Below are 16,373 nucleotides of genomic sequence, written 5' to 3' on the forward strand. Positions count from 1 at the left end.
ACTCAAGCACAATGAAAACTGAATATATATATTAGATCAAAAATAATTTTCTATAAAGTAAAAGAAACAGATTTACAAAACCGAGAAAAAAGTAAGTAAGTTGTAAAAACTTATTCACAAAGAGTTCAAGGAAAAGAACGAAGCGTAAAAGCTACACACGATTAAGTAGTAAAGGGCGCACGGAGGATGCCTTGGCACTAGGAGCCGATGAAGGACGTGACAAACGACGAAATGCTACGGGGAGCTGTAAGTAAGCAAAGAGCCGTAGATATCCGAATGGGGGAACCCACCGCTTTTAAAAGGGCGGTACGCGAAAGCGAGGTAACGCAGGGAACTGAAACATCTAAGTACCTGTAGGAAGAGAAAGAAAAATCGATTTCCTGAGTAGCGGCGAGCGAAAAGGAAAGAGCCCAAACCAATGTGCTTGCATATTGGGGTTGTAGGACTCTCAACAAAGTGTATGACAAAGTATAGTAGAACTAGCTGGAAAGTTAGACCGTAGAAGGTAAAAGTCCTGTATACGAAATGCTAAGTTGGCGCGAGAGAGCACCTGAGTACGGCGGAACACGAGGAATTCCGTCGGAATCTACCAGGACCATCTGGTAAGGCTAAATACTACCTAGTGACCGATAGTGAACCAGTACCGTGAGGGAAAGGTGAAAAGAACCCCGGGAGGGGAGTGAAAGAGAACCTGAAACCGTGTGCTTACAAGTAGTCAGAGCCCCTTGAGGGTGATGGCGTGCCTTTTGTAGAATGAACCGGCGAGTTACTTTATCATGCGAGGTTAAGTGGAAGACATGGAGCCGCAGCGAAAGCGAGTCTTAATAGGGCGAAATAGTATGATGGAGTAGACCCGAAACCAAGTGATCTACCCATGGCCAGGTTGAAGTTTAGGTAACACTGAATGGAGGACCGAACCAGGACACGTTGAAAAGTGTTTGGATGAGCTGTGGGTAGCGGAGAAATTCCAATCGAACTTGGAAATAGCTGGTTCTCTCCGAAATAGCTTTAGGGCTAGCCTCGTTGTGAGTTTACTGGAGGTAGAGCACTGTTTGGACTAGGGGCCCATCCCGGGTTACCGAATTCAGACAAACTCCGAATGCCAGATAAATATCAACGGGAGTCAGACTGCGGGTGATATGGTTCGTAGTCGAAAGGGAAACAGCCCAGACCGCCAGCTAAGGTCCCAAATTGTATGTTAAGTGGAAAAGGATGTGATGATGCACAGACAACCAGGATGTTGGCTTAGAAGCAGCCACCATTTAAAGAGTGCGTAATAGCTCACTGGTCGAGTGACATCGCGCCGAAAATGTACCGGGGCTAAACATACAACCGAAGCTGCGGATATAACTAATGTTATATGGTAGGAGAGCGTTCTAACATCGTAGAAGCCGAGCTGTAAGGCGAGGTGGAGAGGTTAGAAGTGAGAATGCCGGTGTGAGTAGCGAAAGATAGGTGAGAATCCTATCCACCGAATGACTAAGGTTTCCAGAGGAAGGCTCGTCCGCTCTGGGTAAGTCGGGACCTAAGGTGAAGCCGAATGGTGAAGCCGATGGACAACAGGTAGAAATTCCTGTACCACCAAATATCGTTTGAGAGAAGTGGGGACAGAGGAGGCTAATTGATCGTCCTGATGGAATAGGACGTCTAAGCACAAAGGTTGAGTAGTAGGCAAATCCGCTGCTCGTAAGACTGAAGTGTGATGGGGAGCGAAATATAGTAGCGAAGTCAATGAAGCCAAACTCTCAAGAAAAGCCGCTATCGAGATAAGAGGTGCCCGTACCGCAAACCGACACAGGTAGTTGGGAAGAGAATTCTAAGGTGAGCGAGAGAACCATCGTTAAGGAACTCGGCAAAATGACCCCGTAACTTCGGGAGAAGGGGTGCCTACGAGAGTAGGCCGCAGTGAATAGGCCCAAGCGACTGTTTAACAAAAACACAGGTCTCTGCAAAACCGTAAGGTGAAGTATAGGGGCTGACGCCTGCCCGGTGCTGGAAGGTTAAGAGGAGTGCTTAGCGTAAGCGAAGGTATGAATTGAAACCCCAGTAAACGGCGGCCGTAACTATAACGGTCCTAAGGTAGCGAAATTCCTTGTCGGGTAAGTTCCGACCCGCACGAAAGGCGTAACGATTTGGGCACTGTCTCAACGGTGGACTCGGTGAAATCATAGTACCTGTGAAGATGCAGGTTACCCGCGACAGGACGGAAAGACCCCATGGAGCTTTACTGTAGCTTGATATTGAATTTTGATGCAGTATGTACAGGATAGGTAGGAGCCAGAGAATCATGCACGCCAGTGTATGAGGAGGCGTTGTTGGGATACTACCCTTGCTGTATTGAAATTCTAACCCTCGGCGTAGAAGACCGGGAGACAGTGTCAGGTGGACAGTTTGACTGGGGCGGTCGCCTCCCAAAGAGTAACGGAGGCGTTCAAAGGTTCCCTCAGAATGGTTGGAAATCATTTGCAGAGTGTAAAGGCACAAGGGAGCTTGACTGTGAGACCTACAAGTCGAGCAGGTGCGAAAGCAGGACTTAGTGATCCGGTGGTTCCGCATGGAAGGGCCATCGCTCAACGGATAAAAGCTACCCTGGGGATAACAGGCTTATCTCCCCCAAGAGTCCACATCGACGGGGAGGTTTGGCACCTCGATGTCGGCTCATCGCATCCTGGGGCTGTAGTCGGTCCCAAGGGTTGGGCTGTTCGCCCATTAAAGCGGTACGCGAGCTGGGTTCAGAACGTCGTGAGACAGTTCGGTCCCTATCCGTCGTGGGCGTAGGAAATTTGAGAGGAGCTGTCCTTAGTACGAGAGGACCGGGATGGACGTATCAATGGTGTACCAGTTGTCACGCCAGTGGCATAGCTGGGTAGCTAAATACGGAAGGGATAAGAGCTGAAAGCATCTAAGCATGAAGCCCCCCTCGAGATGAGATTTCCCACGGATATTAAGACCCCTTGAAGACGACAAGGAGAATAGGTTAGGAGTGTAAGCACGGTAACGTGTTCAGCTGACTAATACTAATAGGTCGAGGACTTAATCAAGTGAAAGTTCTTTAGAAAAGTAACTGTTGACAAATAGAAAAAAGATGATATAATATGTATATGAAGTTTTCGTCTGGTGGCGATAGCGAAGAGGACACACCTGTACCCATACCGAACACAGAAGTTAAGCTCTTTAGCGTCGAATGTAGTTGGGCTTACGCCCTGTGAGACTAGAACGTTGCCAGACTTTTGAGGTCTAGTGCTAATGCATTAGACTTATTATTCCACAGTAGCTCAGTTGGTAGTAGCATCTGACTGTTAATCAGAGGGTCGCAGGTTCGAGTCCTGCCTGTGGAGCCATTTTTTGGCCCGTTGGTCAAGTGGTTAAGACACCGCCCTTTCACGGCGGTAACACGGGTTCGAATCCCGTACGGGTCACCATTTGAACGGAGGTTTAGCTCAGCTGGGAGAGCACTTGCCTTACAAGCAAGGGGTCAGCGGTTCGATCCCGTTAACCTCCACCATTTTTAATAAGCCGGGAAGATAGCGAAGAGGCTAAACGCGGCGGACTGTAAATCCGCTCCTTCGGGTTCAGTGGTTCGAATCCACTTCTTCCCACCATTCTTAATATTATTGGGATATAGCCAAGCGGTAAGGCAACGGACTTTGACTCCGTCATTCCCCTGGTTCGAATCCAGGTATCCCAGCCATGAGCCATTAGCTCAGTTGGTAGAGCATTTGACTTTTAATCAAAGGGTCGAAGGTTCGAGTCCTTCATGGCTCATTAATTGAATAAAAGGCTAATTATTTAGCCTTTTATATTTTTGGCCCGTTGGTCAAGTGGTTAAGACACCGCCCTTTCACGGCGGTAACACGGGTTCGAATCCCGTACGGGTCATCTTAACCTAGTCGTAACTTTTGTTACGACTTTTTTTATTTAAATAGTAAACTATATAAAGAATGGTCATTAGAATTTAAATTCTAATGACCATTTAACTTTATTTTTTTAGTTCTTTTGATGTAAAACTTAGAGGTAATACTTCTTCAAAGAAGTTATATACAGCGTAGGTATTTTCAGAAGTACCTAAGATTAATTCAAAATCTTTATCTGCAAATTCAGAAATTACTTGTCGACAAACTCCACAAGGTGGACAATAATTTTCTAAATTACCATTAGGACCACCTACTACTGCGATTTTTTTAAATTTTGTAACGCCTTCACTTACAGCTTTAAAAATTGCTGTTCTTTCTGCACAGTTTGTTGGAGAATAACTAGCATTTTCAATATTACAACCAGTATAGATTTTTCCATTTTCAGCTAATATTGCTGCACCAACTTTAAAGTTAGAGTATGGAACGTAAGCATATTTTGTTGCTTCGATTGCTGCTTTTACTAATACTTCATTGATATCTTCTTTGATTTTGTTGTTTTGTTCTATTAATTTGAATATTGTATCGGCAACACCGCCTTCAGAATTTGTTTTTTCCGTTACGTATTTAGCTTGTTCTTTTAATTTTATATTACCATTTTTCATAGCAACGCTGTAGCCAACAATATCTAGCATAGCCTGATCGTTAAGATTATCTCCAATTGCTACAGCATTTTCTAAGTTGATGCCATAAATTTTAGCTATTTCTTTTAAGGCTGTTCCTTTAGTGGCATTTTTATGCATTATTTCTATATTATTTGCACCAGATGATGTCACACTTATACTTGTATTTTCTGATAATAGTTTGGCAGCATTTTCTAGTTTCGATATATCATTAGATATTGCTATTATTTTGATGGGGGGATTTTCTTTTTCGTTAAGGTATAATTCTATATTTTCTACTTCTGTAATGTATCCCACTTCTAGCTTTTGTTGTGCTTCTGCACGTAAATGCTCAACATCTGGTTCATAGCCATTAGACCTAATTAAATCTATATATGCATTTGTATCAGTTTCTATACTTGTTGTGTATATAGTATTTTTTGTATAAAGTTGATAACTTATGTCAAAACTTTTCAATATTTCAATTGTATAGTATAAATCTTTAGGTAACATTGGTGTAATACTTATGATATTACCATTTTTATCATAGACTATACCACCATTAAAACTAATCACATCACAATTAATATTTTCTTCATTTAAAGCTGGTAAAGCTTCATAATAGGCTCTTCCAGTCGCAACAACAAATTCTATTCCTTGGTTTTTGGCGAAATTAATAAGTTTTACATTTTCTTTAGGAATTTTATGGTTATGATTCAATAAAGTTCCATCCATATCACTAGCTATTAATTTAATCATAAAATATTTAGAAATACGATCGTAAATCGTATTTTTCCCCTTTCTTAAGTGTAATTTGATTATAACATATATACATAAATATTGTAAGTGAGTATTGGAAATTGCATTAGTGTTGAGTTCAATTTCTATTATTAATTGTGTATTTATGATAAGATAGAAGGTAACTATACTGTTTGTAGAAAGTGATGTAATATGATAATTAAAGATATAATAAAAAATAATAATTTAGAAGAATTATTTGCTAATGTAAAAATTGGTATAGAAAAAGAAGGACAACGTGTTTTAGAAAATGGGGAGATAACAAAAACTGATCATCCAAAAATATTTGGTGTAAGACACGAGCATCCTTACATTCAAACTGATTTTGCTGAATCACAGGTTGAGTTGATAACAACACCAGAAAATAATGAAAAAGATGTTTTAAGGGTTTTAAATGCTATACATGAAGTAACTTTAAAAAACCTACCAAAAGATGAATATATTTGGCCTTTAAGTATACCAGCTATACTACCTAATGAAGAAGATATAAGGGTTGCACAATTTGAAAAGCAGTTTGATATAGAGTATAGAGAGTATTTAGTAAAAAAATACGGTAAGTATAAACAAATGGTTTCGGGTATTCATTATAATTTCCAACTTGACGATATGCTGATGAAGAAAATTGCTGAAATTACTCAGGAGGATATAGTAAAGATAAAAAATGATGTTTATTTAAAACTTGCTAGACAATTTTTAAGATATCAATGGCTTTTAATTTATCTTTTAGGTGCTTCACCTTTAGCAGAGGATAAATATTTTACAGATGGTATAAAACCAACTGATTTTGTAAGAAGTTTAAGAACTAGCAGATATGGTTATGTAAATGAAGAAGATATTAAAGTATCATATAGTTCGTTAGAAAGATATATTAAAGATATAACAGGATATGTAGAAAATAAACAATTAATAGCTGAAAAAGAATTTTACTCTAGTGTTCGTTTTAGAGGTGCAGATACTATAAAAAAATTTCCGGAACAAGGAATTAAGTATATTGAATTTAGATTATTTGATTTAAATCCATTTGCACCATTTGGTATTTTAGAAAAAGATATTAGATTTGTACATTTATTCATAAAAACTCTGGTTTGGTTAGAAGAAGAGGATAAAAATACTTCTGAATCTTTAGGATATGAATACAGTGAAAATGTAGCTCTTTCTCATCCACTGGAAAAAGTTAAGTATGAAGAAGAGGGACTATGGTTACTAAATCAAATGAAAGACATGGTAGGGAAAGTAGGTCTACTAGAAAGTGATATTGAATTAATAGATGAAAAGATTGAAGAATTAAAAAATCCTGAACTTACAATAGGAGCTAGACTTTTAAAAGAATATCAAAAAGAAAATGATATGGCTAAAGTAGGAATGAAGTTAGCTAAAGTTTATAAAGAGGATGCTTTAAGAGAATATTATTCATTAAGTGCATATTCTAATATGGAACTGTCTACACAAGCTGTAATTGAAGATGCAATAAAAAACGGTATTAAAGTTACTGTTATTGATGAAAATGATCAGTTTATTCGTTTAGAAAGTGAGGGGAGAGTAGAATATGTAAAAAATGGAAATATGACAAGTAAAGATAGTTATATTTCTCCGCTAATTATGGAAAACAAGGTTGTTACCAAAAAAGTATTAGCAGAAAAAGGTTTTAGAGTTCCAAAAGGCTATGAAGTTTCTACTTTAGAAGAGGCATTACAAAAATTTAATTATATAAAAAATAAACCAATTGTAATAAAACCTAAGAGTACTAATTTTGGCTTAGGAATAACTATTTTTAAAAAAGGAACTAGTTCAGTAGAAAACTATTCTAAAGCTATAAATTTTGCTCTTAAAGAAGATAAAGATATACTTATTGAAGAGTTTATTGAGGGGACAGAATATAGATTCTTTGTTATTGAAGGAAAAACTGAAGCTGTATTATTAAGAGTACCTGCAAATGTTGTGGGTGATGGTAAACATACAATAAGGGAATTGGTTGAACAAAAAAATTCGGATTCGCTAAGAGGAGATGCAAAGAAAACTCCTCTGAAAAAAATTGAACTTGGAGAAATTGAAAAACTTCAATTATCTGAACAAGGATTAAATTTTGATTCTATATTAGCTGTGAATGAAGTAGCATACCTTAGAGAAAATTCAAATATCAGTACAGGTGGAGACTCTGTAGATATGACGGATGAGGTTCATGATAGCTATAAAGAGTTAGCTGTTCGAATATCTGATGCTATGATGGCTAAGGTTTGTGGTGTAGATTTAATAATTTCAAATATAAAAGAAGAAGTTAGTGCAACTAATTATGGAGTTATCGAAGCTAATTTTAATCCTATGATGATGATGCATATTTATCCACATTCAGGTAGATCTAGAAGATTATCGCTAAATGTATTAAAAATGCTATTTCCAGAAAAGAATATAAAGTAAATTATTTAAATGATAACATAATAACGTAACGTGTCAATAGACTGTTGCGTTATTATTTTTTACTATACTATAAAATAAAAAAATGATTGTAATCTCATGAAAGTATGAAAAAAATATTTTCATAATATATTTTTAAAAATAAAAATTAATATAACGAACAGGAGAAATATAATAAAATTCACCTTACATAAGTTAATTAAACTGTTTTATATAGACATCGTAAAAAAATATATATAACATATTAAAAACAAAAATATGGAAATCGATTGCATTGTTTGTAAAGTAGGAAACTAAAACATTTACAAAAAAAATAATAAATGATATAATCTATTTGTATGCAAAGGTATACACGTCATAATTAAATAAGAATTAAATAAAAGGAGGTACTAAGATGGTAGGAATTATCATCGCGAGTCACGGTGAATTTGCTGCAGGAATTAAACAATCAGGTTCTATGATTTTTGGTGAACAAGAAAAAGTAGAAGCAGTTGTATTTATGCCAAGTGAAGGACCAGAAGACTTGCAAAGAAAACTTCAGGAAGCTATTGCTAAAGTAGATTCTGAAGAAATTCTTTTCCTTGTCGATCTTTGGGGTGGAAGTCCATTTAACCAAGCTAACAAGTTATTTGAAGAAGCACCAGAGAAGAGAGCAATCGTAGCAGGATTAAACTTACCAATGCTTATCGAAGCATATGCTAGTAGATTCACTATGACAACAGCTCACGAGATTGCAAAAGCAATCACACCAACAGCTATTGATGGAGTTAAAGTTCGCCCTGAAGAACTACAACCAAAAGCAGCAGTGGCTGAAAGTACAACAGCTGCACCTCAAGGAGAAATTCCTGAAGGTACAGTACTAGGAAATGGGAAAATAGAATTTGTATTAGCCCGTATCGATACTCGTCTACTACATGGACAAGTTGCTACAAACTGGACAAAAGCAACTCATCCAAACAGAATTATTGTAGTTTCAGATTCAGTATCAAAAGATGAATTACGTAAAAAACTTATTGAGCAAGCAGCTCCTCCTGGAGTACGCGCACACGTAATTCCATTAGATAAACTTGTTCAAGTTTATAACGATCCAAGATTTGGTGATACAAAAGCGTTACTATTATTTGAAACACCACAAGATGCACTTGCAGTAATTGAAAAAGGAGTAGAGATTCCAGAATTAAATATCGGATCTATGGCCCACTCAGTTGGTAAAGTTCAAATTAACAATGTATTATCATTAGATCAAGAAGATGTAGAAGTATACAAAAAACTTCATGATTTAGGTGTTAAATTTGATGTTCGTAAAGTATCTAACGATTCTCCATCAGATTTATTCAAACTTATTGAAGCTAAATCAAGTGAAGGTTTAAAATTATAATTTAATAGAAATTAGGAGGACACTATGGAATTTAGTATTCTAACAGTTATATTAGTCCTAATTGTTGCATTATTAGCTGGTATGGAAAGTATCTTAGACCAATTCCAATTCCATCAACCAATTATTGCTTGTTCATTAATCGGTTTAGCAACAGGACATTTATCAGAAGGTATTATTTTAGGTGGAGCTCTTCAATTATTAGCACTTGGATGGGCTAATATTGGGGCAGCGGTTGCTCCAGATGCAGCGTTAGCATCAGTAGCATCTGCTATTATTTTCATTAAAGCTGGAGATTTCTCAGCTGAAGGACGTATTATCGCTATCGCAACAGCTGTTACATTAGCTACAGTTGGTCTTGTACTTACAATGGTTGTTCGTACACTATCAGTAGTTATTGTTCACCGAGCTGACCACGCAGCAGAGCAAGGGAACTTCCGTGGAGTTGAATTTTGGCACTACGTAGCACTTGCAGCTCAAGGATTACGTGTTGCTATTCCAGCGGGGTTATTAATGTTCATTCCATCATCAGTAGTTCAAAAAGCACTTGAAGCCTTACCAAAATGGTTCACTGAAGGTATGGCAATCGGTGGAGGAATGGTAGTTGCAGTTGGTTTCGCAATGGTTATCAACTTAATGGCAACTAAAGAAGTATGGCCGTTCTTCTTCTTAGGATTTGCATTAGCACCAATTAGCCAATTAACACTTATCGCAACAGGTATCATTGGATTATGTTTAGCTATTATTTACCTAAACCTTTCTAAAAACAAAGGTGGCGGTGGTGGAAATACTTCATCTGGAGACCCACTAGGCGATATCTTAAACGATTATTAAAAAGGAGGAACAACAAAATGTCAGAGAAAAAAATTACATTAAGTAAAAAAGATCGTCGTAGCGTTATGTTACGTTCTCAGTTCCTTCAAGGTTCATGGAACTATGAACGTATGCAAAATGGTGGTTGGGCATTTGCTTTAATCCCAGCGCTTAAAAAATTATATCCAAACAAAGAAGATGCTACTCAAGCATTAAAACGTCACTTAGAGTTCTTTAACACTCACCCATATATTGCAGCACCTATTCTAGGGGTTACACTTGCTTTAGAAGAAGACAAAGCAAATGGAGCTGATATTGATGATGCAGCAATTCAAGGGGTTAAAGTTGGTATGATGGGACCATTAGCAGGTATTGGGGATCCAGTATTCTGGTTTACAGTTCGTCCTATTCTTGGAGCTATCGCAGCTTCATTAGCAACTGGTGGTTCAATTATTGCACCATTATTCTTCTTTATCGCATGGAACTTAATCCGTATTGGATTCTTATGGTATACACAAGAATTTGGTTATAAAAAAGGTTCTGAAATTACAAGTGACCTTTCAGGTGGTATTTTACAAACAATTACAAAAGGAGCTTCAATCCTTGGTATGTTCGTAATGGGTATCTTAGTTCAACGTTGGACTAATATCAGCTTCCCATTAGTTGTTTCTAAAGTACAATTAGATGAAAAAGCATTTATTCACTTCCCAGAAAAAGGTACACATATTACTGGTGAAGTACTACAAGATATTGTTACAAAAGCAACAAGTGGAAAATTCTCACTAACACCAGAAAAAGTTACAACATTACAAGATAACTTAAATCAACTTATTCCTGGATTTGCTGCGTTATTATTAACATTCATATGTATGTGGTTATTAAAACGTAAGGTAAGCCCAGTGGTAATAATCTTCGGATTATTTGCTTTAGGTGTAATTGCTCACGTAGTTGGTGTAATGTAATAAAGTTTAGGAAGTTGAGTCTAAATGGTCTCAACTTCCTTTTTAAAATTAATTATGAAAAATCTATAGGAGGTGTAGGGAATGGTGATGTCTATGAATAGTAAGGTGGTATACACAACTAAAGCTAATTGCCTTACAGGTTCAATAGGAAATAAGCATGGTGATGTAATGTTAGGGGATAAAGCTTTTGAATTCTATAATCATAGAAATACAGAGGATTATATTCAAATACCATGGACGGAAATAGATAAAGTTAGAGCTCAAATGTTTTTTAGAGATAAATATATCAGAGGATTTTTTATAGATACTAAAAGTGCAGGAAGTTTTAACTTTATTGTAAAAAATTCTGGAAAATGTTTAAAAGAAATGAGAGAATTTATAGGAAATGATAAGATAGTCAGAAATAAACCTATATTATCTTTTAAAAATTTATTCAAGAAAAAAGATTAGTACTTTGATATTAATCTTTTTTTTTTTTTTGAAAATAATAATATGAAAACGTAATGTAAAATAAATTTTTTCTTGCATTTTCATATATTTTGTATTAAACTATAATTGAAAATAAAAATCAGTATTATAACAGCTTGATGTTGTACTATAAAATTATAAAAAAGAGGTATATCAATGAAATTATCTGCAAATTCACCTACGCGAAAGCAAGGAATTCTCATGTTTACTATCCTAATTGCTGCATATGTAGTATTTGCTACTAACTGGGTAGCAGGATCAAATTTATCAAAACAAATCACAGATTATTACTTTAATGGAGAAAAGGTTTCTCCTATAATTTCAGAAGTAGTAAATTATACAATAACTATAGCAAGAATTATTGCTAATCTACTTGCTGCGTTTATTTTAATTAAGTTACATCCGAAAAAGGCTGCAATATTAGCATTATTTTGTCTATGTTTTTCATTCTTTGCCATCTTTACCCACAACTACTGGTTATATACTTTCTCTAGGATGATTATGGCATTTGGAGGATCAATGATAATTGTATTTATAAACTCCTTTGTGGCCAAGTTTATACCGAATGATAAGAAAATAATGACTAGTGCAATTATCACCGCTGCATACAATGTTGGAGCTGCATTAGTTGCTATCTTATTCTTATTATTTAAAGAGCATTTTGTAGAAGATTGGCGTTATACTATGATAGGATTTAGTATTTTTAGTATAATTCTATTTATTTGTTGGTTAATGTTCTCTCATGATTTTGAACCAACAATTACTTGGAAACACCCAAATTATTTTGTTTATAAATTATTGATTGAATCAAAAGAAATATTACACGAAGAAGATGCTAAAAAATATACTTATGCTGATGGTTTTAAAGATAAATTTATCTATGTATTTTCATTAGGTTTTGGTGGATTTTTATTTCTTTATGTTATGCCGTTAGTATCACTACCTAGAGTTGTAGCAGAACATGCTCATAATACAAGTTTTAAACCAGAATTTATGATATTAACTGTAACACTTGGTGGAATAATTGGAACTTTATTTAGCTTAATGGTTACTAGAAAATTAAACTTTAGAAGAAAACCATTTTTAATTTCTCATGGAGTATTGATGATAGGATTCATGGCATTAGGACTAGCTTTCGTATCTACTAATGTTGTATTATCATATGTAATGTTTAGTTTATCAGGATTTTTTATGTATTCACAATATCCAGTATATTTAAATCTTCCATATGAGTTACCAAATATGAATTCACAAAGATTAACAATAATGTTTGGAATATTTTGGGCTTTTGGATATGCAATTTATACATTATTTAACTTTACTTGGAGTTTAGTTTTAAATCATTTTGGGTATAATTCGTCAATAATATTCTATTTACTAGGAAGTTTAATTTATATCATTTTTGTATTTACATTCCCAGAAACAAGGCCGAAAAAATAACAAAAGAATCTTTAGAGGTAATAGCTATCTCTAAAGATTTTTTAATAATCTATGATGGAAAATATAATTTTGTAAAAATAGGATATTTTCAAGATAAAATAAAAGTATCAATATTAGTTTGATTTTAACAAAACAGTATATAATATATTTAATGTAAATTAGTAGGATGCACATAAAAATTTTGATAAATTATCAAAAAAATAATATAGTAGGAGTGAAATAATGAGTAAAATAAAAAAAACAGCATTAATAGGAGTTGTAGGAGCGTCTGCTTTGACTGTAGGATATTATACTTTTCTTAAACCAAGTATACAAACTACACCGGCAAATCAAAAGACACAGAATACTAACCAAGTCGGAAATAAAGAATCAAAAAATACAACTAATAATACATCTTCTTCAACAAAAGAAGGTGTAGCATACAAAGATGGTACTTATACAGGAGCGGTTACGAAAACAACCAAAGGGGATTTCCAAGTAAGTGTAGTCGTTCAAGGTGGGAAAATAGCCAATGTTAATGTACTTCTTCAGCCAGATGAAGAATTTTCGCAAAGTATTAATAAGACAGCACTTCCTAAATATATTGAAGAAGCAATAGATGCTCAAAGTAGTGATATTGCATTGGTTTCTGGAGCATCTGAAACATTCAAAGGATTTAAAGGTTCTTTACAAGATGCATTAAATAAGGCTAAATAAAATGTTTAAGTTTAAGACCTATGTATTGAAAAGAATGAATATGCCTTTCACAATAGCCTTTGTTAGAGTTGATTTTGATGAAATGTTAATAGATGAGTTGAATCAGGTTGTAAATGATATTGATAAATATTTGAAAAATGTGGAAGAGAAATTCTCACCGTTTTTACCGGATAGTTTAGTTAGCAGACATACTGATTTAGGTGAAGAATTACAGGATACCTTTTTTGATTTGGAATATCAAGAAGTCTACAGTAGGTCTATAATCGCAAAAAAAGAAACTCAAGGTTTATTTGATCCATTTTATGATGGAAAATATAATCCAACAGGATTTGTGAAAGGTTGGGCAATAGAAAATGCCTTTATGAAATATATAAAGCCGCTTATTGATAATAATATAATAGAAGCAGGAGCTATTAATGGTGCCGGAGATATACAGGTTGGTACTAGACTTGATAGTGATTTTTCTTGGGAAATCGGGATAGAGAATCCTGAAAACAAGGAGAAAATAATTGCTAAGTATAGTATAAAAAATGGAGCTGTGGCAACTTCGGGTCTTAGTAAAAAAGGCCAACATATTAAAAGTGATAATGATATTAATTATGTTCAAGTCACGGTAGTTGGAACATATCTATCAGATGTTGATGTATTAGCAACTGCAGGAGTAGTTTCTGATGAGAAAATTTGGAGTGAAATAGTAGAAAGTAAATTGTTAACAGGGATTTTGTTAACAAAAAAGGGAATAAAAAGAGTTTTTGAGGAAGGAAAAATAATGGATGTTGAGAGAACATAGATTTATATTTAATATGATTTGGTTAATAGTATTGTTAACAATACCTTTACCATTAATAGTAACAATAGGAAATGGTTTGCCAGAGGTTTTTGGGAGTAGAGTACTAGCAATTAATTTAGGAGTATTTGCTTATTCATGGATGCTATCAGCAATTTTTCTATCTTCACAGCCAAAATGGTTAGATAGAATAATAGGATTACCGGATATGTATATAATTCATGGAGTAACTGCAATTTTTGCTGTAATCTTTATGTACTTACATGATCAATTGTTGAAATCATCGGGGCTTATCTCTTTAACAGGTGAATGGGCAATGTATATTTTTATGGCAGTAATCATATATTCACTTGTTTTTATGGCTGGTTGGTTAACATCAAGAATAAGTATCTTAATGAGAATCAAAAAAATGTTAGAAAAAAACTTTAAACATGAGTTATCTATGTGGATACATAGACTTAATTTAATAGCTGCATTATTAGCTTTTTTACATGTCCTTCTGATTCCATATATAAGAAGTATAGTACCATTTACTATTTTGGTTGTTTTATACACTGTAATTGCATTCGGTTCTTATGGACACTATGCATATAATAAGTATATAAATGTACAAGTAGGCCTTTTAAAAAATGTCAGAAAAGTAGATTCAAATATTACGGAGTTAACAATTGCCACTAGTAAATCAGTTTTAAGAAAAATAGAAGCGGGTGATTTTGCATTTATTTCATTCCCTAATATAAAGGGGATGAAGGAGCCACATCCATTCTCTATATTGAATATCCCAGAACGAGATGGCTATGTTCAGATGTCAATTGAAGGTGTAGGAGATTTCACAAAAAATCTTCCTAATTTAGAGATTGGAGAAAAAGTTAATCTAACTAGAGGATATGGTGTGTTGAGTTCAATGATTGAAAAGTCAGGTAAGAATGAAAAGTTTGTTCTTATTGGTGGAGGAATTGGAGTTGTTCCTTTACTTGGATTAGCAGATAAATTTGATAATAAAGATATAACATTCTTATATACTGTGAAAAAGGATAAAAAACTTTTATATCAAGAAAAATTTAAGTTATGGAATGAAAGAAGTAATTTTGAATCATATTCTCAAAATGGAAGATTCACAACAGATCAGTTAGAGAAATATTTGCCGGTTGGTAAAGAGTATAATTATATAATTGCTGGTCCAATGGTGATGAATATAGCATATGAAAAAATGCTGAAGGAAAAAGGTATAAAGAAAAATAGAATATTCTATGAAGGTTTCAATTTCTAGAAGTTTTAAAAGATTGTAATACGAAAAGATGTATTACAATCTTTTTTATTAGAGTGCAGTGATATTTTTTATTTTTAAATTATTGTATTAGATAAATTATAATGATACAATGTACTATGATAAAAAAAGAAAAATAATTAGGAGAGGAGGATATTTTTGAAGAAAATAGCAGTTGTTTTAATACGAAAAAGTTCAAAAGGATTATTAGATAAGAATATAAAGTTATTCTGTGGAAAGCCACTATGTTTTTATACAATTGATGTAGCTATAGATAGTAAGAAATTTGATGAGATATGGATATCCTCTGATTCAGAAGAGTATCTTAATTTATGTGAATATGAGTATGGAAAAAAATGCAAATACATAAAACGTACAAGCGAAGTTTCTCTTGATTCTTCTACAACTTTTGAAACCTTAGAATTTTTATTTAAAGAAATTAAAGAGGATTTTATTTTTATGAATTTGCAAGTAACTTCTCCACTTAGAAGAGCAGAACATATACATACAGCATTTGATTTATTTAAAGATTGTGATCATCTTGTGTCATTTACTAAACCTAGAGTTAGTAAAAGTTTGTTTATGAATGAGCAAAAAGGATATTTAGCTCCTTCTTGTCATGGTGGAAATTATAGGAGACAAGATGAACCGTACTATATATATCCTAATGGATCTATATGGATGTCGACAAAGAATAATTATTTAAAGGATAAAACTTTTTATACAAATAAAACGAAAGTCTATAAGATGGATAAAATATATAGTTATGATATTGATGACGAATTAGATTTTGAGATTTGCGAAAATTTATATAGAAACTATATAAAATAATAAAAAGAATC

At 34.2% G+C, this 16,373-nt stretch carries 11 protein-coding genes, 7 tRNA genes and 2 rRNA genes; 19 read left to right on the forward strand and 1 reads right to left on the reverse strand.

The window, feature by feature from the left end; translation table 11 throughout:
- Positions 1 to 159 precede the first annotated feature (159 nt).
- The 9 genes from GEMHA0001_RS00255 to GEMHA0001_RS00295 all read left to right on the forward strand — a co-directional run bounded on the left by GEMHA0001_RS00255 (position 160) and on the right by GEMHA0001_RS00295 (position 3,879).
- Positions 160 to 3,041, forward strand: a 23S ribosomal RNA gene (locus tag GEMHA0001_RS00255).
- 72 nt (positions 3,042 to 3,113) lie between these two features.
- Positions 3,114 to 3,228, forward strand: a 5S ribosomal RNA gene (rrf, locus tag GEMHA0001_RS00260).
- Positions 3,229 to 3,264: 36 nt separating this feature from the next.
- Positions 3,265 to 3,341 (forward strand) — tRNA-Asn (locus tag GEMHA0001_RS00265).
- A 6-nt stretch (positions 3,342 to 3,347) separates the two neighbouring features.
- Positions 3,348 to 3,422 (forward strand) — tRNA-Glu (locus GEMHA0001_RS00270).
- Positions 3,423 to 3,429: 7 nt separating this feature from the next.
- Positions 3,430 to 3,505 (forward strand) — tRNA-Val (locus GEMHA0001_RS00275).
- 13 nt (positions 3,506 to 3,518) lie between these two features.
- Positions 3,519 to 3,602: transfer RNA gene (locus GEMHA0001_RS00280), tRNA-Tyr, on the forward strand.
- Positions 3,603 to 3,615: 13 nt separating this feature from the next.
- Positions 3,616 to 3,691: transfer RNA gene (locus tag GEMHA0001_RS00285), tRNA-Gln, on the forward strand.
- A gap of 1 nt (position 3,692) precedes the next feature.
- Positions 3,693 to 3,765: transfer RNA gene (locus tag GEMHA0001_RS00290), tRNA-Lys, on the forward strand.
- Positions 3,766 to 3,807: 42 nt separating this feature from the next.
- Positions 3,808 to 3,879, forward strand: a tRNA-Glu gene (locus GEMHA0001_RS00295).
- 100 nt (positions 3,880 to 3,979) lie between these two features.
- Here the strand turns inward: GEMHA0001_RS00295 and GEMHA0001_RS00300 are convergent.
- A complete protein-coding gene (locus tag GEMHA0001_RS00300) occupies positions 3,980 to 5,272 on the reverse strand; it encodes a cytidine deaminase (protein WP_003143937.1) in 1,293 nt (430 codons plus the stop codon).
- 192 nt (positions 5,273 to 5,464) lie between these two features.
- Between GEMHA0001_RS00300 and gshAB the strand changes: the two genes are divergently transcribed.
- The 10 genes from gshAB to GEMHA0001_RS00350 all read left to right on the forward strand — a co-directional run bounded on the left by gshAB (position 5,465) and on the right by GEMHA0001_RS00350 (position 16,362).
- Positions 5,465 to 7,726 (forward strand): bifunctional glutamate--cysteine ligase GshA/glutathione synthetase GshB, encoded by a 2,262-nt coding sequence (gene gshAB / locus GEMHA0001_RS00305; protein WP_003143944.1) that lies wholly within the window; start codon positions 5,465 to 5,467, stop codon positions 7,724 to 7,726.
- Between the two features lie 391 nt (positions 7,727 to 8,117).
- On the forward strand, positions 8,118 to 9,101 hold the full coding sequence (locus GEMHA0001_RS00310) for a mannose/fructose/sorbose PTS transporter subunit IIA (RefSeq protein ID WP_003143941.1): 984 nt from the start codon (positions 8,118 to 8,120) through the stop codon (positions 9,099 to 9,101).
- A gap of 24 nt (positions 9,102 to 9,125) precedes the next feature.
- Positions 9,126 to 9,932, forward strand: coding sequence for a PTS mannose/fructose/sorbose transporter subunit IIC (locus GEMHA0001_RS00315; RefSeq protein WP_003143955.1), 807 nt, complete (start codon positions 9,126 to 9,128; stop codon positions 9,930 to 9,932).
- Between the two features lie 17 nt (positions 9,933 to 9,949).
- Positions 9,950 to 10,873 (forward strand): PTS system mannose/fructose/sorbose family transporter subunit IID, encoded by a 924-nt coding sequence (locus GEMHA0001_RS00320; protein ID WP_003143947.1) that lies wholly within the window; start codon positions 9,950 to 9,952, stop codon positions 10,871 to 10,873.
- Between the two features lie 81 nt (positions 10,874 to 10,954).
- Positions 10,955 to 11,323: a DUF956 family protein gene (locus GEMHA0001_RS00325; RefSeq protein ID WP_003143943.1), complete on the forward strand. Its 369-nt coding sequence runs from the start codon at positions 10,955 to 10,957 to the stop codon at positions 11,321 to 11,323.
- Positions 11,324 to 11,497: 174 nt separating this feature from the next.
- On the forward strand, positions 11,498 to 12,781 hold the full coding sequence (locus GEMHA0001_RS00330) for an MFS transporter (protein ID WP_003143945.1): 1,284 nt from the start codon (positions 11,498 to 11,500) through the stop codon (positions 12,779 to 12,781).
- A 222-nt stretch (positions 12,782 to 13,003) separates the two neighbouring features.
- Positions 13,004 to 13,477 (forward strand): FMN-binding protein, encoded by a 474-nt coding sequence (locus tag GEMHA0001_RS00335; RefSeq protein ID WP_003143951.1) that lies wholly within the window; start codon positions 13,004 to 13,006, stop codon positions 13,475 to 13,477.
- Position 13,478: 1 nt separating this feature from the next.
- Positions 13,479 to 14,267 (forward strand): FAD:protein FMN transferase, encoded by a 789-nt coding sequence (locus tag GEMHA0001_RS00340; protein ID WP_040464172.1) that lies wholly within the window; start codon positions 13,479 to 13,481, stop codon positions 14,265 to 14,267.
- Between the two features lie 13 nt (positions 14,268 to 14,280).
- Entirely contained in the window at positions 14,281 to 15,534 is a 1,254-nt protein-coding gene (locus GEMHA0001_RS00345; RefSeq protein WP_233445916.1) for a ferric reductase-like transmembrane domain-containing protein, read from the forward strand.
- 156 nt (positions 15,535 to 15,690) lie between these two features.
- Positions 15,691 to 16,362, forward strand: coding sequence for an acylneuraminate cytidylyltransferase family protein (locus GEMHA0001_RS00350; protein WP_003143953.1), 672 nt, complete (start codon positions 15,691 to 15,693; stop codon positions 16,360 to 16,362).
- Positions 16,363 to 16,373 lie beyond the last annotated feature (11 nt).

This window comes from Gemella haemolysans ATCC 10379, assembly GCF_000173915.1.
GTDB classification, from domain to species: Bacteria; Bacillota; Bacilli; order Staphylococcales; family Gemellaceae; genus Gemella; species Gemella haemolysans.